The following is a 23,049-nucleotide window of genomic DNA, read 5'->3' as shown; positions in this document are numbered from 1 at the left end:
CGCTCGGCACCCGGTCCCCAGAAAAGTCAGCCGCCCGTCCTGGGGGCCGGGTGCCGTCCGTACGTCGGTTTGCCCTCCGAGGTGCGGGTACGCGGGCGTAGGGGCAGCTTGTCAGAAGGGAGGCCGGACGATGGCCACCGGAGCGACAGGGTTCAGCGACCTTGCCTACGACCTGATCTCTGTTCAGTACCACGGGTTGAAGGACGGGCACGACCTGGACCGGTACGTCAAGGACGCGGAGACTGCCGGTGAGGAGGACATCGCCGACTTCTTCCGCGCCGTCATGCAAGAGGATGCCGCGCGCGCCAGGCGGTGCCATGAGTTCCTGAGCCGGCTCACCCACGACGGCGCAGGCGGGCCGGCGATCGGCGGCGAGTCCGCAGCCGGCGGCCGGGACACCGGCACGGACGAGGGCAGCCCGATCGTGGCAGGGCCGGAGAGCAGGGAGCGCTCTGCCGTCACGAGGTAGGTGTGCGGGGCGGCACTCGAAGTCCAGCCGCGCAGGCGGGCCGCCTCAGGCGGTGGCTGTGGTGCGGACCAGATCGCTCACCACGTCGCTCAGACGCCCCCTCCGCAGGCAGGCCGCGCACTGGCGGGAGGCCCCACCGCCGGAGCGCCGCGTCCGCTGCACCAACTCCTCCTCGCCCCCCACCGTCAGCCCACGGGCGCGCCGTCGACGCCGTCCACCAGGGTGATCACCTGGGAAGACGTGCAAAGTCCGTGCACCGGCGGACGGGGGAAGCCAGAGCCGGGTGCTCGTGTCACACCTCACGACCGCCCACTGGCGCTCCGGCCAGTCGGTGCACCGGCGGCTTTGTCACTGCCGGTGCCGGGCGAGCACCGGTCATCGCGCCCGCGCTGTTCTACGATGCCGTTGAGGAATGCCTCGGGGTGGTAGTACCGGAGGGCAGATGGCGGAGCAGATCCGGAAACCCGACGCGGAGACGGGCCCGGGCGCCGCACGGCAGCGGGTGTTGCGGCTGACCGGTCTGTCGGCCGCCTCCAACACCGACATGGACCGGTTCGCCCGGCTGGTGACACGAATACTCCGAGCGCCCGTGGCCTTCGTGTCGCTCATGGAGCAGGACAGGCTGGTCCTGCCCGGCATGAAGGGTCTGTGCGAGCCCTGGGCGGGCAGGCGCGCGCTGCCGCTGTCGCATGCGCTGTGCCGGTACGTCGTGGACTCCGGGCAGCCTCTGATCGTGTCCGATGCCCGCGCCGACGACCGGCTGCGCACCCACCCGACGATCGCGGCACTCGGGATGATCGCGTACGCCGGAATGCCGCTGACCGACGGCGACGGGCTCGTCCTGGGATCCCTGTGCGCCATCGACCACGAGCCCCGGGCCTGGTCCGACGGGGAACGGGCCGACCTCGAGGATCTGGCAGCAGCCTGCTCCGCCGAACTGTGCCTGCGCATCCTGTCGGCCCAGCGCCGGTCCGCGCAGAAGGCACTGGAGACCGCGCGGGTCGCCGCCGAGCGGGCCCGGAGCGACGCGGAGCGCCTGGAGCGCGAGGCCCAGGCCGGCCTTGACCATGCAGAGCTGTTGCTGAGGGCCTCGGAGGAGCTGGCCCAGACCTCCGGTCTCGAGGATGTCCGGCGGCGGCTGCGGGACCTGTTCAGCGGCGTCGGCAAGCCCACGTACGTCGGCTTGCTGGTCGCCGGCAGGGAAGAACTGCACCGGGTCCCCGACCCGGACATCGCGTACCCGATCGAACAGCAGGTCTCCTCCCTGCCCGCGGACGCGGCCTTCCCGAGCGCCCAGGCCTGGCGAGAACGCCGGACGGTGTTCGTGCCCGACCGCGAGGCACTCGTTGCCGACTACGGCCCCGAGGCAGTCGGCTTCTTCGACCGCATGGGCTTCACCACGGTGCTGTGTCTGCCGCTCTGGGGCAGTCACAGCCTGCTCGGGATCCTCTTGATCTGCTGGGCCAAGCGGCACGAGGTGAGCATCACCGAGCGGGCCGCGCTCACCGCCGCGTCCAGCTACATCGCACAGGCGGTGGAGCGTGCCCTGTACCTGGACGAGCGGATCTCGGTCGCCCGGCAGCTCCAGGAAGCCCTGCTCACCGAGCTCCCCCTGGCCGAGCACGTCGAGATCAGCGCCCTGTACCAACCGGCCGCGAACGACAACATGATCGGCGGAGACTGGTACGACGCGTACCACCTGCCGGCCGCTCAACCCGGCGGAGCCGCATCCCTCATGATCACGGTGGGTGACGTCACCGGCCACGACATGCACGCCGCCACCGTGATGGGTCAGATCCGCAGCATGCTGAGACAGGCCACCCTCGACCATCCCCCCTACAGCCCCGCCGCCGCGGTGAGCGCCCTCGAAGCGGCGTGCTCCGTCCTGCCCATCGGGGCCAGTGGCACGCTGATCCACGCCCGTCTCGACCCCGCCCGCGACGGTCCGGGCCGGATGCTGACCTGGTCCAACGCCGGACACCCACCGCTGCTCCTGCGTACCCCCGACGCCCGCGTCACCTTCCTCACGGAACACGACGTCCTCCTCCACCAAGGCCTCGGGCCGTTCCCACGCACCGAGCACCGGCGCGAACTCCCTCCGGGCTCGACCCTGCTGCTCCATACCGACGGGCTCATCGAGCGCCCCGGCCTCACCGTCGACTCCGCCCTCGCGAAACTCGTCGACCTGCTGGCCCGCCACGGGGACGGCCCGCTGCCCGACCTGATCCTCCGGATCAGCAAGCGGCTGACGGATCCTCCTCCGGGAGACGACGTCGTGATGCTCGCCCTGCGCATGACCTGACGTCGGCCGCCACGAAAAGGCCGGTCGCCCCAGGAAGGATGAACAGCAGGCAACCGGGAACTCGGACGGGGTACATCACTACTCCGACGAGGAGCGTGTCATCCATGTCCACGGGAACTCTTCTGGCGATCATCATTCCGATCGTGGTGGTGCTCGCCCTGGCCGCTGTTGCGGTCTCACTCATGATGCGACGCCGTCATCTCCGTGAACGCTTCGGCCCGGAGTACGAACGGACCGTCGAGGAATCCGACGGCCGGCGCGCCGCCGAGCGTGAACTCAGGGAGCGCGAGAAGCGGCACGACTCACTGGACATCAAACCGCTGCCCCCGGTCTCGCGTGACCGCTACACGCGGGAGTGGAGCAGCGTCCAGCAGGAGTTCGTGGACCGGCCTCAGGACGCGGTGCACGACGCGGACCGGCTGGTGACCTCCCTGATGCACGACCGCGGCTACCCGACCGAAGGGTTCGACCAGCAGATGAAGGACCTCTCGGTGGAGCACGGGCGCACCCTCGAGCACTACCGCGCCGCGCACGAGGTGGAGTCCCTCAGCACGCGCAGCCGGGCGACGACCGAGCAACTGCGGGGTGCCATGGTGCACTACCGCGCACTGTTCGACGAGTTGCTCTCCGACGGCGGCCGGGCCCAGCCCGCCCGGTCCTGACGCCGGCCCCGACTCGGCACGAAGGAACACCATGGACCGCAACGACGAGACGCACCGCACCACCGGCGACCTGACCACCGAGGACCTCGCGGAGCCCTCCGGTACCACCGAGAGGCAGGAGGCAACGGAGGAGGCCTCCGCAGGAGCCCCGGTCTACCCCGGCGAGGCCACCGCGACGCCCCGGACACGGAGCCCGGCCGACGAGGCCGACGACGACCGGTCCGCCGCCGGCTCCGACACCCGGGCCGCCCCCACGGGCGCCGCCGCGGGCACCCCCGACGCCTCGGACACCTCGGACGACGAGGCACCCCAACTCCTCACGGAGGACGAGGACCAGGACTTCCGCGACCGCTGGCAGAAGATCCAGAACAAGTTCGTGGACGACCCCCGCGAGGCCGTGCACGACGCCGACGCCCTCGTCGCAGAGGTCATGCAGAACCTGGCCACCACGTTCGCCCAGCACAAGAAAGACCTGGAGGACCAGTGGGGGCAGGGCGAGCAGGTGGACACGGAGGAACTGCGCAGGGCGCTACGGCGCTACCGCTCCTTCTTCAACAGACTGCTCAGCACGTGAGAGGGCGAGTGGCTGAGCCGCGTAGGTGATGCGGACGACGCCGTCGGTGTGCCGTTCGGCGTGCGCGCGTACGCCGAAGACCTCGGCCAGCAGCTGCGGGGACAGCACGTCCAGGACCGGTCCCGCCGACACCACGGCTCCCTCGTGCAGGACGACCAGGTGGTCGCAGAGGCGGGCGGCCAGGTCGAGGTCGTGCAGGACCGCCAGCGTGGTGACACCGGTGGCGCGGATCAGGTCCAGCAGCGCGAACCGGGCGCGGATGTCCAGGTGGTTGGTCAGCTCGTCGAGAACGAGCAGCTGCGGGTCCTGCGCCAGGGCCCGGGCCAGCAGCACGCGTTGGCGCTCGCCGCCGGACAGGGAGGCGTAGTCCCGGTCGGCGTACGGTCGTACCCCGCAGCGGTCGATGGCGTCCGCCACGGCCCGGTGGTCCTCGGCACCGTCACGCCCCAGCAGGCCGTGGTGCGGCGCGCGGCCGAGCGCGACGATCTCGGTGACGGTCAGGCCGGTGGTGTTGCCGGTGGCGTCCTGCAGGACGGCGGCGGTGCGGCGGGCCGCGGTGCGCGCGGACAGGGCCCATACGTCGTCGTCGCCGACCCTGACCACGCCCTGCGCCGGGCGCAGCGAGCGGTAGACGGCGCGCAGCAGGGTTGACTTGCCGCTGCCGTTGGGGCCGACGAGGCCGACGATGTCGCCCTTGCGGGCCTCCAGGCTCACGTCGTGGAGGATCGGACAGCGGTCCAGGGTGATGTGGAGCTGGTCGACGGTGAGTTTCATGCTTCAGTCCAGGCCCTTGTTGCGGCGCAGCAGCCACAGGAAGAAGGGAGCGCCGAGCAGGGCGGTGAGGATGCCCAGCGGGAGTTCGTTGGGGCGGTTGAGGGTGCGGGAGAGCAGGTCGACGAGGACCAGGTAGAGGGCGCCCAGCAGGGCGGTGAGGGGCAGGAGCCGGCGGTGGTCGGCGCCGAGGGTGAGGCGGACCAGGTGCGGGATCATCAGGCCGACGAAGCCGATGCTGCCGGCGACGGCGATGACGGTTCCGGTCAGCAGCGCGCTGAGCACCAGGAGCACCGCGCGCAGGCGGTTGACGTCGACGCCGAGCGCGGTGGCGGAGTCGTCGCCGGCCAGGAGAACGTTGAGCCGGCGACCGAAGAGGGTGAGGAGGGCGGTGCAGGCGAGCACCACCACCGTCACCGTGGGCAGTTGGTCCCACTGGGCGCCGGCCACGCTGCCCAGCATCCAGAACATCACCGTCCGCAGCTCGGTCGGTGTCGCCTGCAACTGGACGTAGCTCGTCGCCGAAAGGAAGACGTATCCGACCGCCACCCCGGCCAGGACCAGCCGGGTGGGGGCCATCCGGCCGCGCCGCTGCCCGAGGGCGAAGACCAGTGCGCCCGCCGTCACCGCCCCGAGGAAGGCGGCCGCCGACACGCCGAGCCCGGCGAGCGCCGCGCCTGAGCCCAGGGTGATGACCAGTACAGCGCCGAGCGTGGCGCCGTAGGAGAAGCCGAGGACGATGGGGTCGGCGAGCGGGTTGGAGACCACGGTCTGCAGCACCGCGCCGGAGACGGCCAGGCCCGCGCCGACCAGGGCCGCCAGAACCACCCGGGGTGTGCGGAAGTTCCAGACGATCTGATCGGTCGCGAGGTCACCGGAGGCGCCCTGCCCGGTGACGTGGTGCCAGACGATGCCCCACACGTCGCCGAGCGGGACGGTGACCGCGCCGATGCTGATCGCCACGATCATGGTGGCGATCAGTGCGACGGGCAGGAGGGTGAAGGCCAGGGTGACCCGCAGTCGATTCTGTCGGCTCAGAAGGCGTCCGGGTGCAGCATCTTCGCGATCTTCTCCACGGCCAGGTCGTTGCTCGGGCCGAGGTACATCGAGTCGGACAGGACCACGTACTTGTTCTGCTTCGCGGCCGGCCACTGGGGGAACTCCTTCAGCAGTTTCTTGGCGTAGGCCGCCGGGTTGGGGTCGTTGTAGCCGATGACGACGAGTGCGTCGACGTCGGTGGCGGCCACCTTCTCCTTGCTCAGGTCGGCGAAGGAGGTCTTGGAGGCCGACGCGAAGGCGTTGGAGCCGCCCGCCTCGGTGAGGATGTCGTTGTAGATGCCCTGGGCGACGACGGAGCTGAAGTCGTTGCCGCCCATGGACATGTTGGAGAAGAGCACCATCACCTTGGGTGCCTTATTGCCCTTGACCTTGGCGGCGACCTCGGCGATGTGCTTCTCGGAGGCGGTGATCAGCTTCTCCGCCCGGTCGGAGACGTTGAAGATCTTCCCCATGTCGCGCAGCAGCGTGTAGCTGTCGGCGACGGTCATCTTCGAGGTGTCCTGCTTGCAGCCCTGCGGGGACACGTAGGTGTTGGCCGCCACCTGCTGCAGCTGGTCGCGGGTGGCGAAGCCGTTCTTCTCGTCGAAGCCGTACGACGTCGTGGACAGCACCAGGTCCGGGCGCAGGCCGAGCATCGCCTCGCGGGGGATGTCGTAGGCGTCGTTGAGTTTGATGTTCCCGGTGGGCAGTGCCTTGATGGCCTTGGCCCGGTCCGGCACCTCGCTCATTCCGTAGGACTGCTCGTTGGCGACGATCTTGTCACCGAGGCCGAGGGCGAGCAGCGTGGAGACCTCGGCGACCGAGGCGCCGTTCATGACGACCACGCGGCTGGGTGCCTTCTTGAAGGTCTCGGTCCGACCGCAGTTCTCGAGGGTCACCGGGTATCCGGTCGTCGAGGCGGCGGCCTCGGCCGGTTTGCCGCTCGCCTTCTCGTCCGTCGAGGAGTCGGCGCATGCCGCCGTGACCAGACACAGGGCTGCGGCCAGGGCTGTGGCGACCGGCCGTTTGATGGACATGCTGGCTCCTTGCTTGCAGGACTCGGTGGTGTTCCGTTGCAGTAGTCGTGACGTACCGGCCGTGAGTTCCCGGCAGAGCCCAACTACTTCGCGGGAGGCGCCGGATGGGGTTCTCGTCCGGCGGGTACGGGCAGTTCCCCCGCGGCCACACACCGGTCGAGGTACCGGAACACCAGGTCCCGGCCGACCGGCGGGCAGGTGATGCCGCTGCCTCGCAGTCCCTCGCGGACGTTGTCGGCGTGGACGTGCCCGAGGCGCAGGTCGGGGGCGTCGCTCCCGGTTGCCGCACGTGAGTCGAAGAAGGCGAGTGTGGTCGCGGCGACGTCGGCCGAGCGGGGCAGCTGATCGCGCCACTGGGGCAGCGGCGTTCGTCGAACGGGGAAGCCGTAGTCCTCGACCCAGTCGTAGAGATCGCTCAGCCGCACTCTCGGTACGGCCGCGTGATTGAAGACGGGCCCGGACGCGTTGAGGCTGAGATGGACGAGGGACTTGGCGACGTAGTCCACCGGCGTCCAGATCTCGTCCTCGAACAGCTCCGGGACGATCCCTGCCGGGATGCCCGCCCGCAGCACGCTCCACAGGAAGTCGTGTGCGTTGACGTATCCGGTGCCGACCGGTCCGACCACGCGGCCCAGGCGGTGCACGGTGACCGGCAGACCGCGCTCGGCGGCCTGTTCGAGGAGCCGTTCGGAGGCCCACTTCGACTGCTGGTAGCCGTACCGCAGACCGGCGTGCGGCGGCAGGAACGCCTCCGGTACCTCCGGGCTGTGGCCGGCGGGCGGAGCCACGGACAGCGTGGAGACGTAGTGGAGCGGGACGGCCCGTGCGGTGGCCAGGCCCAGCAGGTGCCGGGTGGACTCGGTGTTGACGGCGCGCAGGGTGCCGTACTCACGCATGATGCTGACGGTCGCCGCGTTGTGGAAGATCGCGTCGCAGGTCTCGGCCAGTTCGCCGAGGTTCTGCGGTGTCAGACCGAGGCCGGGGCGGGCGAGGTCGGCGGGGAGGGCGGCGATGCGCCGCTTCGCCGCTTCGGCCAGCGGGAGGCCGTGGTGCTCCAGTGCCCGGGTGACGCGGTCCGTGGCCTCGCCGGTGGTGTGCGCGCGGACGGTGCAGACGATCTCGGCCTCGGTGGTGGCCAGGAGTTCTGCCAGCAGATGCGCGCCCACGAAGCCGGTGGCGCCGGTCAGCAGGATGCGCCGGAGCACGTCCGGGCGGCGGCCGGCACCGGGTCGGATGCCCGGGTCGAGGGCCGTGTCGGTGAGCAGGGCCGCCGGGAGACCGGTGGTGGCGGGCGACCGGTCGTCGAGGAAGCGGGCGAGTTCGGCGGCGGTGGGGTACTGGAAGAGCCACGCGACCCGTATGTCGCGGTCCAGTTCGACGCCGAGCCGGTTGGCGACCTGGATGGCCTGGAGGGACTGGGCGCCCAGGTCGAAGACGTCGTCATCGGCGGTGACGGCGTCGGCGCCCAGAATCTGCTGCCAGATGCCGGTGATCGTCCGCTCCAGCGCGCTGCCGGCGGTGGTGGCCCGAACGGCGGCGGGTGTGCTCAGCGCGGGTCGGTCGATCTTGCCGGATCCCGTGCGGGGCAGGCGGTCGTGGAGTTCGACGGCGGAGGGGATCACCGCCGCGGGCAGCTTGGCCCGCAGGTGGTCCCTCACCTCGGAGGCGGTCGGAGCCGGAGAGTCCGCGACCAGATGGGCCGCGAGGCGCCGGGTGCCGTCCGGGAGGGTCTGTCCGACCACTGCCGCCTCACGGATCCGTGGGTGGGTCAGCAGGGCGGTCTCGACCTCGGCGGGGTGCACACGGTGGCCGCTGATCTTGAACTCCTCGTCCGCCCGGCCGAGGAACCGCAGTTGCCCGTCCTCGCCGATGCGCACCAGGTCGCCCGTGCGGTAGGCACGGGGGCTTCCGGGAAGTGCGGCAAGGGGCGCGAACCGGGCGGCGTCGGAAGCGCCGGCTCCTCGGTAGCCGAGGGCCAGGTTGTCGCCCAGGAGGTACAGCTCCCCGCCGACGACCGCGGCTCGGGTGCCGGGCAGCGGCAGCCCGATCGGCACGTCGCCGGGGGCGAGCGCGGGATCGTGCAGGTCGGCGACGGTGGCGACGACGGTCGCCTCGGTCGGCCCGTAGGTGTTGAACAGCTCGACCGCCGTGCCCACAGCCTTGCGCCAGCGCTCCACCCGTTCGGGGAGCGCCGCCTCGCCACCGATGACGACGGCCCGCACTGCCTCGGGAAGGACGTTCGTGCCCGTGGAGAGCGTGTAGGCCAGTTCGTGCCAGTAGGCGGTGGGCAGATCCAGCACGCTGACGTGCAGGCGTGCGCAGGCGTCCAGGAACCGCGGGACCGACTGGGTCATCTCGTCGGTGCGGATGACGAGGGTGGCCCCCGCGCACAGGGTGAGGAACAGCTCCTCCACGCTGGCGTCGAAGTGCAGCGGCGCGAACTGCAGGACCCGGTCCTCGCGACGCAGCCCGTAGCGACGGGTGGCGCCCGTCACGAAGTGCGCCAGGGAGCCGTGGCTGATGTCGACGCCCTTGGGCCGACCGGTGGAGCCGGAGGTGTGGATGACGTAGGCGGGGTCCTCGGGTGACGGCGGCGGTGGGGGCGGCCCCAGGGGCGGGTCCGGCTGGTCGACCGTGACCACGGGCGTGTCCGCGAAGGTGCCGGCGCGGGTGGTGGTCGTGAGGACCAGGGCCGGCGCGGCCTCGCGCAGCAGCTGCGCCGTCCGGTCGGCGGGGGCGGTCGGGTCGAGAGGGCAGTAGGCCGCGCCCGACAGCAGCACGCCGAGGACGGCGGTGACGGCGTCGATCCCCCGGGGCAGCGCCACGGCCACCAGGTCGCCCCGGCCGATGCCCCGGTGGGCGAGGCGTCGGGCCATGTCCCGTGCGTTGCCGAAGAGTTGGGCATAGGTGATGCTGTCCCCGGCGTGCTCCACGGCGACCGCTCCGCCCCGGCGGGCGGCGTGGTCGGCGATGAGGCTCAGCACCGGGCGGGCGGGGACCGGCAGCGGCCCGCCGTCCAGGACCTGTACGGAAGCCGGACGCAGGGGCCGGTCGGGGGCGGTGACCGCCTCGGCGAGCAGCGCGAGCAGTCCCTCCTGGAAGGCGGTGACTTCCGCCGCCTCGTACAGGTCGGGGTTGGCGTCGACCGCGATCCGCAGTCCGGTGCCGTCGGAGCGGTCGTACACGTTGACCGCCAGGTCGTCCACGGGACCGGCGGAGACGTTGTGCACGGTGCTGCCGTGTCCGGCGAACCGCAGGTCGTACGCGAACGGCATGATGTTGACGCCCGGCCCGGAGAGCCTTCGCCGACCGCCCACCAGCTTCAGGTCGCGGCGCAGTTGTTCGTAGCGGTAGCGCTGGTGCGGCAGACCGGCGCGCAGTTCGCGGGAGACGCGGACCGCGAGGTCGCGCAGGCTGTCGTCGGCACGGACGGCGACACGCAGCGGCAGGATGTTGCGCACCATGGCCGGGACGCGCAGCGACACGGATCCGAGTCGGCCCATGGCGGGCAGGCTCAGGACGATCTCGGGCGCACCGGTGACCCGGTGCAGGTGCGCCACGGTCGCCGCGAGCAGTACCTCAGACCAGGTCACCGACAGCTCACGGGCGACCGTGCGCAGGACGTCCGCCTGGGCGGTGTCGAGGTCCGTGACGCGGCGGTGGAAGGTGCGGGCGGGCAGCGCCGAACGGCCGGCCGGGGTGGCCACCGGGGGGCGGTCGGCGTACCGGTCGGTCCAGTAGGCGCGGTCCTCCGCGTGGCGGGCGGACTCCCGGTAGGCGCCTTCCTCGGCGCGCACGGACTCCAGGGTGCCGAAGCCGCTGCCGGGGACGGGTTCGCCGGCCATGAGGGCCGTGTAGACCTGGGCCACCCGGCGGGCCACCAGGGAGAGGCCGAAGCCGTCGAGGGCGATGTGGTGGACGCGGTGGTACCAGAGGTACCTCGCGCTCCCGGTCCTCAGCAGGGCGTGGCCGAACACGGGACCGCGGGCGAGGTCCACCGGGCGGGCCATGTCCGCGGCCATCCAGGCGAGCGCGGCGGCATGCGGGTCCGGTTCGGCGGTGAGGTCGGCCGTGTGCAACTGCCAGTCGTCCGCGGGGGTTTCGACCTCCCTGGGACGGCCTTCGCCGTCCACGACGTAGGTGACGTTGAGGGCTTCGGTCTCGGCGATGACGTGGCGGAGCGCGGTGTCGAAGACGGCGGCGTCCACCGGGCCGTCGATGCGCACGTACTCGGCCGTGTTGTAGGCAGGGCTGTCCGGGTCGAGCTGCTGCCCGGTCCAGATGCCTTCCTGAGCGGCCAGCAGCGGGTGGCGGCGTGCGGGCTCAGGTGTCGGCACGTGCCGTACCTCCCTGTCGCTCGGCCAGCAACTGCCACCACTGGGCGAAGGAGGTGCGTTCGGCGAGGTCCACGAAGCTGACGTCCGCGCCCGCGGCCTGCCACCGTTCGAGCAGGGTGACGATGCGCAGCGAGTCGAGGCCGGCGTCCAGCGGGCTCTCCTCCAGGTCGACTTCGTCGGGCCGCAGGAAAAGGAGCTCCGCGAGGTCGGCGCGGAAGCTCTCCGGGGTGAGGGATTCAGGCATGGGTTCTCTCTACGACGGTGTTGTTCACGGCGTTGCCGGCGGCGTCAGTTGACCTTGCGGGCGGAGTCGCCCCAGAAGCGGTCGCGCAGTTCGCGGCGGAGGATCTTGCCGCTGGGGTTGCGCGGTATGTGGTCGATGAACTCGTAGCGCGAGGGCAGCTTGAAGGCGGCGAGGCGCGGGACCAGGAAGGTGTGCAGGTCCCGTGGGCTCGGCTGCTCCCCGGGGACGGGGACGACGAACGCGTGCACCCGTTCGCCCCAGCGCTCGTCGGGGGCTCCGACGATCACCGCCTCGGCCACACCCGGGTGGCTCTCCAGCGCGTTCTCGATCTCGGCCGGGTAGACGTTCTCGCCGGCGACGAGGATGGCGTCCTTGATCCGGTCCCGGATGAAGATGTAGCCGTCCTGGTCGACGTACCCGGCGTCGCCGGTGTGGATCCATCCCTCGACCAGGGTCTCCGCGGTCTTGTCGGGCAGGCCCCAGTACTCCACCATCCGGGCCGGGGTGTGCAGACACACCTCGCCGATCTCGCCCGGCGGCAGTTCCGTGCCCTCGTCGTCGATCACCTTGGCGCGGACGCCCGGATAGGGATGGCCCGCGGCCTGCATGCGCGGTCCGCCGGGGACGTGGTCGGCCGGCGGCAGGCAGACGGCGGTGTTGCCGGTCTCGGTGAGCCCGTAGATCTGGGCGAACTCGCAGTCCAGTACGGCGAGGCTCTCCTCCAGCAGGCTCTCGGAGATCGGCGAGCCGCCGTAGACGGTCTTGCGGAGCGTGGTGAAGTCCTTGGCGCCGATCCCTGGTTCGGTGAGCATCATGCGGAGCATGGCGGGGACCACGCAGGCCGTGGTGATGCCGAGGTCGCGGATCAGGTCGACGGCCCGGCGGGCGGCGAAGGCACGCATCGCCACGATCGTCGTGCCCGCGTTGAGGTTCTGCGTGGCCCACCACAGGCCGCCGATGTGGAAGCCGGGGATGCCGACGAGGGCGATGTCGCCGGGCTGCCAGTCGATCCAGTCGAGCCCCTCGCTCGCGAGGGCCGCACGGATGGCGAAGAAGCTGCGGTGGGCGAGCACGACACCCTTGGGAAGTCCGGTGGTGCCGCTGGTGTAGAGCTGGGCGACGGGGGTGTCGGCGGTGGCGTCCACCGTCGTCTCGGTGTCCGGAGCCTTGGCCTTCCACTCCGCGAAGCCCGGGCCGAGGGGGACGACCGTCTCGGGCGGCGCGGTCGGCATGCGCTCCACGATCGGCGTGAACTCCTCCTCCAGGAAGAGGAGTCGGGTGCCCGAGTCCTGGAGGATGTGGCTCACCTCGGGTGCGGTGAGCCGCCAGTTGACCGGCACCAGGACGGTGCCGCTCTTGGCGCAGCCGAAGAGGATCTCGTAGTAGTGCTCGGACTCCTTGCCCAGGTACGCCACTCGGTCGCCCTCGGTGAGTCCGGCGGCCCGGAGGGCGTGGGCGATGCGGTTGCTCTCGCGGTGCAGTGCGCCGTACGACAGGCTGCGGCCCTCGCAGAGCACGGCGGGGGTGTCGGGCCGGCGTTCGGCGTGGAAGCGGGTGGTCTGGACGAGCGTTTCCATGGGCGGTCCCTTCGCCGGCTCAGCGGACGTTGACGAATGCGAGCGTCGCCTCGCCGTCGCACCGGCCGCCGTCGGCGTCCCAGTAGCGGTACGAGGTCTCGGCGTGCAGGAACGGCTTGCCGCCGCCGGCACGCCGGGTGACGGACAGGAACGTCATCTCACCGGAGAATGAACGGGGGTCGACGGGGCGCCGGAACGTGCCTGCGAAGCGTGCGATGAGGATGTCCGGGAGCTGGTGTCGCCAGAAGTCGTCCAGGGTCCAGTTCTCGAACCCGGTCAGGAGTCCTTCCTGCACGGACTTCGCGACGAGGTAGTACATCATCTGGTTGTAGGCGATGTTGACCTCGGCCGAGTTCAGATGACCGGTGTCGTCGATGTAGCAGGACTGGGGGATCGCGAACTCGCAGCGAACCGAGGTGTGTTCGGGGCCTGCGGTGACCTCGGCGGACTTCAGGTATTTGCAGTGCTCCTTGTACGGCACCAGGACGCGCGCGAGGAGTTGCGTGTCGGTGGCGTACGAGCGGTCGACGGCCGGTGTGGTCATGGCACCCGTATCCCGTCGTGCAGCGTGCGCTCGTCGTGGACGGTGACGCGGTGGGAGACGGTCGGTTCCGGGGTGGTCGTGTGCCGGGCGCGGTGGATGAGGCTGCGGTTGTCCCAGACCAGCAGGTCGCCCTGCTCGAAACTCTGCAGGTGGATGTTGTCGTGTTCGAAGGTGTCGTCGAGCTGGCCGGTGGCCTCGAAGAGGCGGTGCAGCAGGCTGTCGTCGAGCGGTGTGCCGTCCGCGTCCTCGATGCCGACGGTGAAGCCCTCGCTGATGTACAGGACCGTTTCGCCGGTGAGGGGGTGGGCGAAGGTGGTGGGCTGCCGGACGGCCGGGGTCTTGCGCTCGACCTCGTCGATGATCTCGGAGAGGGGCCGGTAGACGTCGTGCGGGCGGATCTTGAAGTACTTGCGGACGGAGTGACGGCAGTACGTGCCGGCGATCTCCTTCTTCAGGTCCTGGGGGAGCCTCTCGTGGGCCCGGCCCATGTCGATGAAGTAGGTGCCGCGGTTCTCCCGGGGAATCACCTGAGGGTAGATCAGGGTGATGCCGAAGGGGTCGGGCATGAACTGGTAGTCGGCGTGCCAGAACTTGCCCGTCTTCGGCACGCCTATCTGCCTGCCGTTCTCCGGGACGTTGGAGGAGACGAAGATCTCCTTGATCTCGGGGTGGTGGTACATCGGTTCGTAGTAGGTCTCGGGGCGGCCGAGGCGCTTGCCGAGGTCCAGGAACTGCTGGGGCGAGAGGTGCTGCCCCTTCAGGACGGCGATCTTCTTCGTGTAGACGGTCTGCTTGAGCGTCTCGATGTCCGCGTCGGAGGCGCTGGTGTGGTCGAAGTCCTCGACCGTGACGCCGAGGGCCGAGCCGAGCTGTTCGGTGATCTTCACGGGTGTCTTCTTTCCTGGGAGGTCAGCGGGCCTTCTTGGCGTCGATCAGTGCCGCGGTGCCGCCGAGGGTGAGGGTGGGCCGCAGCTCGCTGTCGTGCACCGTGACGCCGAGGTCGCGCTCGATGCGGATGCTGATCTCGACCATCGTGAGCGAGTCGACGTCCAGGTCGGCGAAGGTGGCTTCGGGGGTGAGGCGGTCGACCGACGCGTCATGCAACTTCGCGAGGATCCCGACGAGTTGCTCGTAGGTGGTGGTGCTCATGAGGCGGTTTCGTCTCCTGGGTCGTACGGGTCAGCGGGCAGGGGAGGTAGTTCGGGCCAGGTCAGCAGGCAGGAGCCCCAGGTGAGGCCGCCGCCGAAGGCGGTGAGCAGGAGCCGGTCGCCGGGGCGGAGCGCCTGCCGGGCGACCGCGTCGGCCAGGGCGAGCGGGATGGAGGCGGCACCCGTGTTGCCGACGGCGTCGACGTTGGTCACGCAGCGCTCCCGGGGCAGGCCCAGGTCGTCGGCGACGGAGTGCAGGATGCGCAGGTTGGCCTGGTGGGGTACGAAGTGGTCGACGTCATCGGTCTTCCAGCCCGCCGCGCCCAGGACGGTGCGCGCGGACTCGGCCATGCGGATCACGGCGTGCCGGTAGACCTCGTTGCCGCGCATCGCGAAGTGCCGGTCGCGGCGCTGCACTTCACCGCCGGTCGAACGCTGGCGCGAACCGCCCGCGGTGATGGTGATCAGGTCCTCGTGCGCGCCGTCGCTGCCGAGGTCGAAGTGGCCGACGGCGCCGGGGTCGTCGGCCTGTCCGGCGCGCAGGACCACGGCTCCCGCACCGTCGCCGAAGATGATCGCGTTGGCCCGGTCCAGCGGGTCCACGATCGTGGAGTAGGCGTCCGCGCCGATGAGCAGGACCCGTTCGGCGACGCCGGCCGTGATCAGGCCGGCGGCAGTGGCAAGGCCGTACACGAAGCCCGTGCACACCGCTCCGACGTCGAAGGCTGCGGCCCCGGCCAGGCCCAGCCGCGCGGCTACGGCGGGGGCGGTGGCGGGGCAGGGGCGGTCCGGTGTGGTCGTGGTGACGATCACCGCGTCCACGGTGTCGACGCCGGCGTGGCGCAGGGCCCGGCGCCCGGCCTCCACGGCCAGGTCCGAGGTGGCCTGGCCGGGCTCGATGACATGGCGGCGGCGGATTCCCGTGCGGGTGCGGATCCAGGCGTCGTCGGTGTCGAGCCGCTCGGCGAGTTCGTCGTTGGTGACCACGCGGGGCGGCACCCATCCGGACAGGCCGCACAGGACGGCGGCCGGTGGACCGGGAGCGCTACTGGGCACGGCTCTTCTCCAGGTGTGAGGAGTTCCGGGGGGCGGCCCGGACGGGACAGGGGGCGGCAGGAGTGGACTAGGGACCCGTGGTCGTTCTGCGCAGGGCGAGGGTCAGCGGCACGCCACAGGCGATTCCGGCCGCTATCGCGAACACGGCGGCCCTGATGCCGGCCAGCGGGGTGCCGTCCGCCGGGTGCGGGCCGGCAGCACCGGCCAGCGCCACCAGCACCGCGAGACCCACCGCGCCACCGACCTGGAGGCTGGTGGAGGCGAGCCCCGAGGCCACGCCCTGGTCGTCGGGCGCGACACCGGCGGCAGCAGTGATCCACATGCCGGTCCAGGCGGCCCCTTGGCCCAGGCCCAGCAGCACGATGCCCGGCAGCAGCAGGGGGTACGAGCCGTGCTCGGTGAGCGCCAGACCGAGGGCGGCGGCTCCGGCGGCGCCGAGGGTCATGCCGCCGACCAGCATCCGGCGTACGCCGACGACGGCAACGGCCCGCTCCCCCGCCTGGGTTCCGGCAGCGACCACCAGAGCCGGGACGAGGAAGGCGAGACCGGTCGCGAACGCGCTGTAGCCGCGGACGGTCTGGAAGTACAGGGTCAGGAAGTACGGCAGGGAGCTGAAGGTGGCGCTGTACACGGCGGTCACCGCCATCGCGGCGACGAGCCCGCGGTGCCTGAACAGCCGGGTCGGCACGAGCGGATCGCGCGCACGCGTCTCGACAAGGGCGAAGAGCGCCAGCAGCGTCAGCGAGAGCACCGCGCTCACCAGGGCGGACGGGCTGCTCCAGCCGGCCTCGGGTGCGTGTACCAGCAGGAACACCAGGAGAGTGATGCCTCCGGTCCCGGTCAGCGCGCCCGTCATGTCGAATCTCCGCGCTCCGGTACGCGCTCCGGTACGCGCTCCGGTACGCGCTCCGGTACGCGGCACGTCCGCGGGGAACAGCACCCGGCCCGCCCACGCGATCGCCACCGCCACGGGGACGTTGACGAAGAACACCGACGGCCAGCCGAACGCCTCCACCAGCACCCCGCCGAGCAGGGAGCCGAAGCAGAGACCGCCGGCCCCCGCGGCCCCCCACACCGCCAGAGCCCGGTTCCGCTCGGGTCCTTCGGCGTAGATCGTGTTGATCAGGGACAGGGTGGCCGGGAACAGCAGGGATCCGCCGACGCCTTGGGCCGCCCGCACGGCGACCAGCGCTCCCGGGGTCTGCGCGAACCCTCCCACCAGCGAGGAACCCGCGTAGACCAGTGCCGCGGCGACGAACGTCCGGCGCCGGCCCAGCAGGTCCGCGGCCCGGCCGCCCAGCAGCAGGAAGCCGCCCGTCGTCACGACGTAGGCGCTCACCACCCACTGCAGGTCGTGCTGCGAGAATCCGAGGCCGGCGCCTATGTCGGGGAGCGCGACGTAGACGATGTTGTAGTCGAGCGCGATGACCAGCTGAGCCAGCGCCAGGACGACAAGGGGCAGTCGTGCCGACATCGTCCGGTCCCCCCTCACCGACAGCAAAGAAATAGAAATCGATACGAATGTCGAATCCGTCGATCATTTTCGGTCACGATAGCACCCCGAAGAGAACTTGAGAATGGACGTCCTGCGAATCGCTCAGGCTTGGATATTCGCCTTTTCGGGCAGCACTGAAAACCGACAGTGCAAAACTGCCGGTTCTTTTTCCAGGAGTTTCAGGCGGTCAGCCGTCTCCCATCAGTCGCCTGATTTCCGAGATGAGCGCCACCAGCGCACGCCGTTCCGGAACGGTCGTTTCCGGGTGCCAGAGGTCCACGAGGAGACAGGTGCGCGGACGATCGCCGCCGTTGCGCGCCTCATGTTCGAAGGAGTAGTCGAAGAGCAGGCAGTGGCCTTCCTGCCAGGAACGGGTCTCACCTGCGACGGTGATGGTGCATCCGGCGGGGATGTCCACGGCGAGATGCAGGTTGATGCTGAAGTTCCACAGGTCGCAATGCGGGGCGATGGACGCCCCGGGGAGCAGGGTGGAAAAGTGACATTCCAGGAGAGGGCATATCGCCTCCGTGTCGACGGCGAACTCCTGGAGCACCTTGTAGGCGGTGGGCACGGTCGCAGCCGATTCCTCCACCAGTGCCCCGCCGCGGTAAAGATGGAGAGCCTGCCAGTCCTCCTGGCGGGCCAGATAGTGCTCGTAATCGGAAAATGCCTCCCGATGCACCGCCCAGGCCGAGTTCAGCTCGTCCTTGATGACCGGATGAGCGGATTCCAGCGCTTCGACGACGGGGGTCAGTTCCGGATAGGCGTAGGGATCGTGCCACGGGGTGGGAGACAGTCCCGGCAGGATCCACCTGGCTCCCTTCTGGAGCGGATGCCGCCCTCCCCTTCCGGGTTCCAGCATCCGTTCCACCCTGCTGAGCGACTCCGCACCGTGATCGCTTCTGATCGCCGCGAACGCGTTCTCTATCTCGGGTGTCATGAGGCCCTCCTGACTGATGCCGCGGCCGTGCGCCGTGCCGCGTCGTCGCATCAGTAGTCGGACAGGAGACCGACTGAGTTCCCGCGACTTCCGGCCAAGCTGCCGCGACCTCAGCGGAATTGACGCTTCCGCGGCCCCGGGGTGCCGAGCCGGCGACGAGCCGGGCAACGGACGTCACGCAGCCGCATGCCGTTCCCGGCTTCACGGCAACCGGACCGGGAACTCACGACCACCGGCTTCCGACTCCTTATGTGTGACCTGGAACACGAGATACGTCGCCGCAACCCTCAGAAGAGCCGCCGGTCCGGTTCTGGCTCCCCTCGGTGCGTGCGTCGGAGCACTGACTCTGCTGGTCGCCTACACGGGCAGCGGAGCGGCCGGGGATCCGCCGCCGAGGATCTCCGTGGTGGATTCACGGCTCGTCGCTCCGGCCGGGGCCGCCTCCACCGTCGCCTACTTCGAGATCCGGAACACCGGTGCCGTCGGCGACACGCTGCTCTACGCCGACTCCCCGGAGGCGGGCATCAGCATGCTCCGTACGACCGGCCCCGGACGGACCGAGCGGGTGCGGTCCGTCCGGGTTCCGGCCGGCGGCAGCGTACTGCTGGATTCCGCTTTCGGTAGGTGTAGTAGTCACAGCCGGGGAGGCACTTCCACATGAGGTGCTCGGACGGGATCGTGCCGCGCAGGTAGACGAGGGCAGCGACGCGGCAGCGGACTTGATCGCACGGGTCGCTATCGAACCGCAGATCGCGCCCCTGCCGGAGCAGCTCCTGCAGCGCGGTCAGTTGCACCTCACTCAGCTCCATGCTCCGCGCAGCGACTGGGCAGCCCGAAGGGCACCACGGATCAGCCGCTGGTGGGTACATCTCACCCCCGGATAGCGCGGTCACCGCCAGGACGGCGGAACAGCCCGTGCTTTGATCTCGGTGAGGCGGAGTGGCACGGTGATGACGAACTGGCGGCAGAAGTCGAACTCTTCCTGGTTGGGGGCGTATCCGGGCTCTGCGGAGATGCTGGGTGTCGTCGCATTGCCGTAGTAGCCCACGCCCGGGGTGAGCCGGGTGAATCGCTGGTATTGGTGGAAGTCCACGCCCAAGGCCAGGAGGCGCATGCCCTCCTGCAGAGCCCGGGTGACGTCGCGTGTCCTCGTGTACTCCTTGGCGAGGAGACCCGCCTCGTGGTGGCGGCAGCCCGGCCTGTGCCCGGCAACACCGCGGATGCCAGGGCATGGAGGGACTCCGGACTGGCCGGGCAGTGCCACGGCGTGACCGTGCTCGGCGACGGCGCCTACATCAACACCGGGCTGATCGTGCCGCATCGCAAACGGCCTGGCAGGGCGCTGCTGAAGGGCGAGGAAGAAGACAACGCCGCCCACCGCAAAGTCCGCGCACGCGTCGAGCACGTCTTCTCCCGCATGAAGAACTACAAGATCCTCCGCGACTGCCGGCAGCGCGGCGACGGCCTCCATCACGCGGTCCAGGCCGTGGCCCGCATGCACAATCTCGCCCTTGCCGCATGACCCGCCAAACCCAGCCTCCCGCCCCAGGCTGCTTGCTCACAGCCTTGTGCAACACCCTTTAGTCAGTGCAGTGGAATTTCTTTGTTTCGCGAGGGACGAAGTCGTTGACAAAGCGTTGGAGTTTCTTATAGCCAGTGGGAGTATCCTCGACGCGATCGCCCCAGAAGTCCACCACGATGGACACGTACGCGTTCCTGGTGTTACACGTTGCCTCGACCACGGCACGGCCACTTCCGATCGACGCATGTCCCGGGAACGTGACTTTTCGCTGGGCAGCGTACTTGTACGGCGACCCCACTTTGTTCCAGTCTGTCGGGTCCGGCGCCCGATCCCATCGCCTGACAGCGACGGACAGGACACCACGGCCGTCCACGCTCAGGTCACACTGTGCGCCGGGGTGTGACTCGAAGGGCGTGTATTTCTGCTCCAGGCTGTCCCCATTCGGAACCAGCGGCGCCAGGACCGAATTATCAACGGGGACATGGCAGAAATTAGCTGGAACGTTAGGTTGCGTTTTACTGCAACCCGCCACCATGAGTACAACAGCCCCACAAAAGGCCAACTGCGCAGTGCGCCACGCTTTCGCCATCAGTGAATTCCCGCCATACCGCGGAACTGGGCACCGCCATCATTGGCCCAGCCTTCGATTTGCTTGTACACGCCGTCATTGGGTGAATATCCGGGGTGATCGTGACTGGACGCCCAGTCGGAGTTGACTGAGTACCACTGATCGGCGATGGAATTGAGCTGATTGCGACGCAGGTGGTAGGTCTGCTGGCTATCGCTGGTCAGCTTGTCGGCCTGGTGCTGTTGCTCATCTATGATCCAGGCACTGGTGAGCACGTCCGCTCCACGCTGGGCAGCATCTCCGTAAACCGGGATGAAGTTCAGCGCACCTCCCAAAGTGTGATAACTCCACGCCTTGTCCCAGGTGTAGTCGTGTTGATCACTCTTGAGCGCGGCGTACCGGCCATCCTCCATGAACCCGACGGCGTATCCGGCCGAACTGAGGGTGTCCTCCGGCCGTCGCGATCTGTCGTGGATGTCGTCCATGATGGCGTAGTTCATACCCTCATGAAGCAGACCATAGGAGTGCTCGCTCCGGGAGATCTGCTTGGTCATTTCCATGACCTGATTCTGATCCAATGTGGGGCCGACATCGGGGTGGCGCCTACCGCTCGGGTCGCTCATCGCTACATAGGTCTCGTGACCGTGGTTGGTCATGATCTTTGCCATGTCGTCGCGCAGGGATGACGGCATGTCGTCTCCCTGCTTGGACAGGACATCCAGCGCATGTACGAACACCCTGTTGTTGGCGTCCGTGTGCGAGGTCGGTCCCACCGGGCGGGGCCCGTGGGGGTCGATACCGGTGGCTGCCGCGGTCAGGGCGTCGCCCAGTCCCCTGCGATCATCCGTGTCTTGTGCATCGGGCCCGTTGATTTCCCGCTCACCCCGCCATTCGGTGGTATTGACGACGTCCCAGTCTCGGTCCTTGAGGAGGTAGTGGAGACGGTCGTTGCTGCCATCGGCGTGCGGATCGAGGTAGCCGGCGGACGCCTCCGGGGCACGGGCCATGATGCCCAGGGCGCCGTCAACGGGGTCATTGGCGAACCAGCCGTCGCCGTTCTTGCCGTCGAAGTTGCCGTAGAGGTCCCAGGCGTTCGGGTGGTCCTTCTCCGCGGCGATCGCGCCGTCGGTGACGTCGGAGAGGAACTGCGGTGAGTAGCCACTATGTCCCTGCTGCATCAGCGTGACCAGGCTCTGGTAGCCGCGCACCTGTTGGCCGTGTCCCTTGGCGACCGTGTTGACCTTGTCCCCGGCAGCCTTGAGGTCGTACTCGTCAGTGCCGTGTTCCCGCAGGTCGTTGCCGAACTTGATGTAGAACTGGGCGTCGTCGGTCCGCAGCCAGTTGTTGAAGGCATCGTTGTACCCCTTTGACCCGAAGGGCAGATGTCTTCCGTTCGCGTCCTTGAAGTCGGGGACACTTGTGGCAGTCGCCAGCGAGTCGGCTATGCCTCCGTTGATCTGCAGGTAGGCGCTCTTGTCCTTGGTGTCGTCGAAGTACGCCAGGTCGTCGATCTTGTTGGTGAGCTTGAGAGTCTTGTCCGCGCCGAGAGAGCTGAAGAGGGTCTGGCTGAAGGCCTTGTCGTGGGAGTTGTCGCGCATGAGGCGCTGCCACTCCTTCAGGTCGTCGCCTTGCAGCTTGTCGCCGTTCAGGATCTGGTTCGCGTACTGCTTGGCCTCGCGGGCCTCGTACACCTCGATGTCGCCGACGGCGGAGCCGTTGAAGGTGTGGCTCTGCCCGTTGACGGGGTCCAGCATGCGCTGGAACCAGCTCTTGATGCCGGCCGCCTCATGGAGAGCGAGCCTGACGCCCTGGTCGGCGTCGTCCACCTTCTGTACAGCGTCCTTGATCTTCTGCGTCCAGCCTGCCTCAGCTGCCTTTGCCAAAGAGGCGTGTTTGGGATATTCAGGGTCGTTCCGGTAGGGGGCGAGCTTGCTGAAGTCGTAGACCGCCTCGCCCTTGCTGTTGACGGACATCTGGTCCGCCTTCGCCTGCTGGACGACGTCGTTCACGTCGCCGATCAGCTTGGAGAACTGCTGATGCGCGTCCCGCAGAATTGAGGCGATGGCGCGGGCTTCTGTCTGCGCGCCCTTGAACTGTTCGCGGGTGGCCGCCAATTGCGCGGCCATGGCAGCGGCGGTGAGACCTGCTGTGCCCTCGGTCGCGGCCGACTCCACCTTCGCGGCATAGAGGGCCTCCAGGTCCTCGAAGCCGCCGGCCATGGCCTCCCAGTCGGCGGCCGCCGTCGTCAGAGTGCCGAGCTTGATGGTGACCAAGTCCTGATAGCTGAGCATGCCCGTCCTTCCCCCAGTCCCCGTTTCCCCGTTTTCCTAGATCTAGCGCCGGGGGTGGGTCCTGGCATCGATCTGCGCTGTCCGGCTGCCGACGCCATAGTCGACGTACTGGAGATGCTGGTGGCTGTCCTCCAGCGCCTCCTGGTCCTGCCCCAGGCGACCCTTCAGGTTCTTGACCTGCAACTCCCACTCAGCATGGGCGTCCTTGAGCCCGGATCCGGTCTCCCAGCCGCTGAACTCTCGCACGGCCGTGGCGGAGGACTCGTCGGCGTGACTGCCGGCCTTGTCCGTTTCCCGCGGTATTTCACCCTGCAACGCCTTGGCTGCGGCGTCCTTCCCCGCTTTGTTTGTCTTCAGATCAGGCGCGCCCCCAGGGCTGCCTCCTCCGGTACCCGCAGCACTGTCCAGCCGCATCTGGTTCTGCCGATGGGCCAGCGCGTCAGCCTTCAGCTGCTCCCACTCGTCCCACGCCAT

The 23,049-nt window shown here is 69.3% G+C and carries 20 protein-coding genes and 1 pseudogene; 6 read left to right on the top strand and 15 right to left on the bottom strand.

Translation table 11 applies throughout. From position 1 onward, the window contains the following. Positions 1-130 precede the first annotated feature (130 nt). The 4 genes from ABZ471_RS10895 to ABZ471_RS10880 all read left to right on the top strand — a co-directional run bounded on the left by ABZ471_RS10895 (position 131) and on the right by ABZ471_RS10880 (position 4,007). Positions 131-469 carry an acyl carrier protein gene (locus ABZ471_RS10895; RefSeq protein ID WP_359064733.1) on the top strand — a complete coding sequence of 113 codons (339 nt, stop codon included), beginning with the start codon at positions 131-133 and terminating at the stop codon, positions 467-469. Between the two features lie 442 nt (positions 470-911). Then, positions 912-2,771 carry a SpoIIE family protein phosphatase gene (locus ABZ471_RS10890; protein ID WP_359064731.1) on the top strand — a complete coding sequence of 620 codons (1,860 nt, stop codon included), beginning with the start codon at positions 912-914 and terminating at the stop codon, positions 2,769-2,771. Between the two features lie 104 nt (positions 2,772-2,875). Next, a complete protein-coding gene (locus tag ABZ471_RS10885) occupies positions 2,876-3,433 on the top strand; it encodes a hypothetical protein (protein WP_359064729.1) in 558 nt (185 codons plus the stop codon). Positions 3,434-3,464: 31 nt separating this feature from the next. Then, the gene (locus ABZ471_RS10880; protein ID WP_359064727.1) at positions 3,465-4,007 is read left to right on the top strand and encodes a hypothetical protein; all 543 of its coding nucleotides are present in this window, start codon (positions 3,465-3,467) and stop codon (positions 4,005-4,007) included. Here ABZ471_RS10880 and ABZ471_RS10875 read toward each other — a convergent pair. From ABZ471_RS10875 to ABZ471_RS10820, 12 genes are all read right to left on the bottom strand, one after another. Further along, positions 3,963-4,781, bottom strand: a complete 819-nt coding sequence (locus ABZ471_RS10875) for an ABC transporter ATP-binding protein (protein ID WP_359064725.1) — start codon at positions 4,779-4,781, stop codon at positions 3,963-3,965. The genes ABZ471_RS10880 and ABZ471_RS10875 overlap by 45 nt on opposite strands. Before the next feature lie 3 nt (positions 4,782-4,784). Next, complete coding sequence (locus ABZ471_RS10870) at positions 4,785-5,747, bottom strand: iron ABC transporter permease (RefSeq protein WP_359064723.1); 963 nt, start codon at positions 5,745-5,747, stop codon at positions 4,785-4,787. A gap of 65 nt (positions 5,748-5,812) precedes the next feature. Beyond that, complete coding sequence (locus ABZ471_RS10865; protein WP_359064721.1) at positions 5,813-6,853, bottom strand: ABC transporter substrate-binding protein; 1,041 nt, start codon at positions 6,851-6,853, stop codon at positions 5,813-5,815. A gap of 83 nt (positions 6,854-6,936) precedes the next feature. Beyond that, complete coding sequence (locus ABZ471_RS10860) at positions 6,937-11,190, bottom strand: amino acid adenylation domain-containing protein (RefSeq protein WP_359064719.1); 4,254 nt, start codon at positions 11,188-11,190, stop codon at positions 6,937-6,939. After that, positions 11,177-11,434, bottom strand: coding sequence for a phosphopantetheine-binding protein (locus ABZ471_RS10855; protein ID WP_359064716.1), 258 nt, complete (start codon positions 11,432-11,434; stop codon positions 11,177-11,179). Before ABZ471_RS10855 ends, ABZ471_RS10860 begins: the two co-directional genes overlap by 14 nt. Before the next feature lie 44 nt (positions 11,435-11,478). Further along, positions 11,479-13,011 carry a fatty acid--CoA ligase gene (locus ABZ471_RS10850; protein WP_359064714.1) on the bottom strand — a complete coding sequence of 511 codons (1,533 nt, stop codon included), beginning with the start codon at positions 13,009-13,011 and terminating at the stop codon, positions 11,479-11,481. A gap of 19 nt (positions 13,012-13,030) precedes the next feature. Beyond that, positions 13,031-13,555 (bottom strand): FcoT family thioesterase, encoded by a 525-nt coding sequence (locus tag ABZ471_RS10845; protein ID WP_359064712.1) that lies wholly within the window; start codon positions 13,553-13,555, stop codon positions 13,031-13,033. Then, positions 13,552-14,442, bottom strand: coding sequence for a TauD/TfdA family dioxygenase (locus tag ABZ471_RS10840; protein WP_359064710.1), 891 nt, complete (start codon positions 14,440-14,442; stop codon positions 13,552-13,554). The genes ABZ471_RS10845 and ABZ471_RS10840 overlap by 4 nt, the downstream gene beginning before the upstream one ends. Before the next feature lie 22 nt (positions 14,443-14,464). Continuing rightward, entirely contained in the window at positions 14,465-14,704 is a 240-nt protein-coding gene (locus ABZ471_RS10835; protein WP_359064708.1) for an acyl carrier protein, read from the bottom strand. After that, positions 14,701-15,759 carry a beta-ketoacyl-ACP synthase III gene (locus ABZ471_RS10830; protein ID WP_359064706.1) on the bottom strand — a complete coding sequence of 353 codons (1,059 nt, stop codon included), beginning with the start codon at positions 15,757-15,759 and terminating at the stop codon, positions 14,701-14,703. Before ABZ471_RS10830 ends, ABZ471_RS10835 begins: the two co-directional genes overlap by 4 nt. 67 nt (positions 15,760-15,826) lie before the next feature. Beyond that, positions 15,827-17,233: an MFS transporter gene (locus ABZ471_RS10825; protein ID WP_359064704.1), complete on the bottom strand. Its 1,407-nt coding sequence runs from the start codon at positions 17,231-17,233 to the stop codon at positions 15,827-15,829. A gap of 208 nt (positions 17,234-17,441) precedes the next feature. Further along, positions 17,442-18,194 carry an aspartyl/asparaginyl beta-hydroxylase domain-containing protein gene (locus tag ABZ471_RS10820; protein WP_359064702.1) on the bottom strand — a complete coding sequence of 251 codons (753 nt, stop codon included), beginning with the start codon at positions 18,192-18,194 and terminating at the stop codon, positions 17,442-17,444. A gap of 253 nt (positions 18,195-18,447) precedes the next feature. On the opposite strand from ABZ471_RS10820, the gene ABZ471_RS10815 reads away from it, so the two are divergent. Then, positions 18,448-18,855 carry a copper chaperone PCu(A)C gene (locus ABZ471_RS10815; protein ID WP_359064700.1) on the top strand — a complete coding sequence of 136 codons (408 nt, stop codon included), beginning with the start codon at positions 18,448-18,450 and terminating at the stop codon, positions 18,853-18,855. Between the two features lie 228 nt (positions 18,856-19,083). Here the strand turns inward: ABZ471_RS10815 and ABZ471_RS10810 are convergent, their stop codons facing one another. Then, complete coding sequence (locus ABZ471_RS10810) at positions 19,084-19,308, bottom strand: hypothetical protein (RefSeq protein WP_359064840.1); 225 nt, start codon at positions 19,306-19,308, stop codon at positions 19,084-19,086. Between the two features lie 36 nt (positions 19,309-19,344). Here ABZ471_RS10810 and ABZ471_RS10805 point away from each other — a divergent pair. Further along, positions 19,345-19,716 (top strand): annotated as a pseudogene (locus ABZ471_RS10805) (transposase family protein); the annotation flags it as partial. A 588-nt stretch (positions 19,717-20,304) separates the two neighbouring features. Here ABZ471_RS10805 and ABZ471_RS10800 read toward each other — a convergent pair. Beyond that, positions 20,305-22,575, bottom strand: a complete 2,271-nt coding sequence (locus ABZ471_RS10800) for a hypothetical protein (RefSeq protein WP_359064698.1) — start codon at positions 22,573-22,575, stop codon at positions 20,305-20,307. A gap of 42 nt (positions 22,576-22,617) precedes the next feature. Further along, positions 22,618-23,049 carry a hypothetical protein gene (locus tag ABZ471_RS10795; RefSeq protein ID WP_359064696.1) on the bottom strand — a complete coding sequence of 144 codons (432 nt, stop codon included), beginning with the start codon at positions 23,047-23,049 and terminating at the stop codon, positions 22,618-22,620.

This window comes from Streptomyces sp. NPDC005728 (assembly GCF_040630895.1).
Taxonomy (GTDB): domain Bacteria; phylum Actinomycetota; class Actinomycetes; order Streptomycetales; family Streptomycetaceae; genus Streptomyces.
Note: the sequence above shows the minus strand (reverse complement) of the source record. Positions and strands in the feature narration are given on the sequence as shown.

Bases quoted from the DNA above. Each gene is read 5' to 3' on its own strand.
- ABZ471_RS10895 (WP_359064733.1), top strand. From the start codon at position 131: ATGGCCACCGGAGCGACAGGGTTCAGCGACCTTGCCTACGACCTGATC.
- ABZ471_RS10890 (WP_359064731.1), top strand. From the start codon at position 912: ATGGCGGAGCAGATCCGGAAACCCGACGCGGAGACGGGCCCGGGCGCC.
- ABZ471_RS10885 (WP_359064729.1), top strand. From the start codon at position 2,876: ATGTCCACGGGAACTCTTCTGGCGATCATCATTCCGATCGTGGTGGTG.
- ABZ471_RS10880 (WP_359064727.1), top strand. From the start codon at position 3,465: ATGGACCGCAACGACGAGACGCACCGCACCACCGGCGACCTGACCACC.
- ABZ471_RS10875 (WP_359064725.1), bottom strand. From the start codon at position 4,781: ATGAAACTCACCGTCGACCAGCTCCACATCACCCTGGACCGCTGTCCG.
- ABZ471_RS10870 (WP_359064723.1), bottom strand. From the start codon at position 5,747: ATGATCGTGGCGATCAGCATCGGCGCGGTCACCGTCCCGCTCGGCGAC.
- ABZ471_RS10865 (WP_359064721.1), bottom strand. From the start codon at position 6,853: ATGTCCATCAAACGGCCGGTCGCCACAGCCCTGGCCGCAGCCCTGTGT.
- ABZ471_RS10855 (WP_359064716.1), bottom strand. From the start codon at position 11,434: ATGCCTGAATCCCTCACCCCGGAGAGCTTCCGCGCCGACCTCGCGGAG.
- ABZ471_RS10850 (WP_359064714.1), bottom strand. From the start codon at position 13,011: ATGGAAACGCTCGTCCAGACCACCCGCTTCCACGCCGAACGCCGGCCC.
- ABZ471_RS10845 (WP_359064712.1), bottom strand. From the start codon at position 13,555: ATGACCACACCGGCCGTCGACCGCTCGTACGCCACCGACACGCAACTC.
- ABZ471_RS10835 (WP_359064708.1), bottom strand. From the start codon at position 14,704: ATGAGCACCACCACCTACGAGCAACTCGTCGGGATCCTCGCGAAGTTG.
- ABZ471_RS10825 (WP_359064704.1), bottom strand. From the start codon at position 17,233: ATGTCGGCACGACTGCCCCTTGTCGTCCTGGCGCTGGCTCAGCTGGTC.
- ABZ471_RS10820 (WP_359064702.1), bottom strand. From the start codon at position 18,194: ATGACACCCGAGATAGAGAACGCGTTCGCGGCGATCAGAAGCGATCAC.
- ABZ471_RS10810 (WP_359064840.1), bottom strand. From the start codon at position 19,308: ATGCGCCTCCTGGCCTTGGGCGTGGACTTCCACCAATACCAGCGATTC.
- ABZ471_RS10800 (WP_359064698.1), bottom strand. From the start codon at position 22,575: ATGCTCAGCTATCAGGACTTGGTCACCATCAAGCTCGGCACTCTGACG.
- ABZ471_RS10795 (WP_359064696.1), bottom strand. From the start codon at position 23,049: ATGGCGTGGGACGAGTGGGAGCAGCTGAAGGCTGACGCGCTGGCCCAT.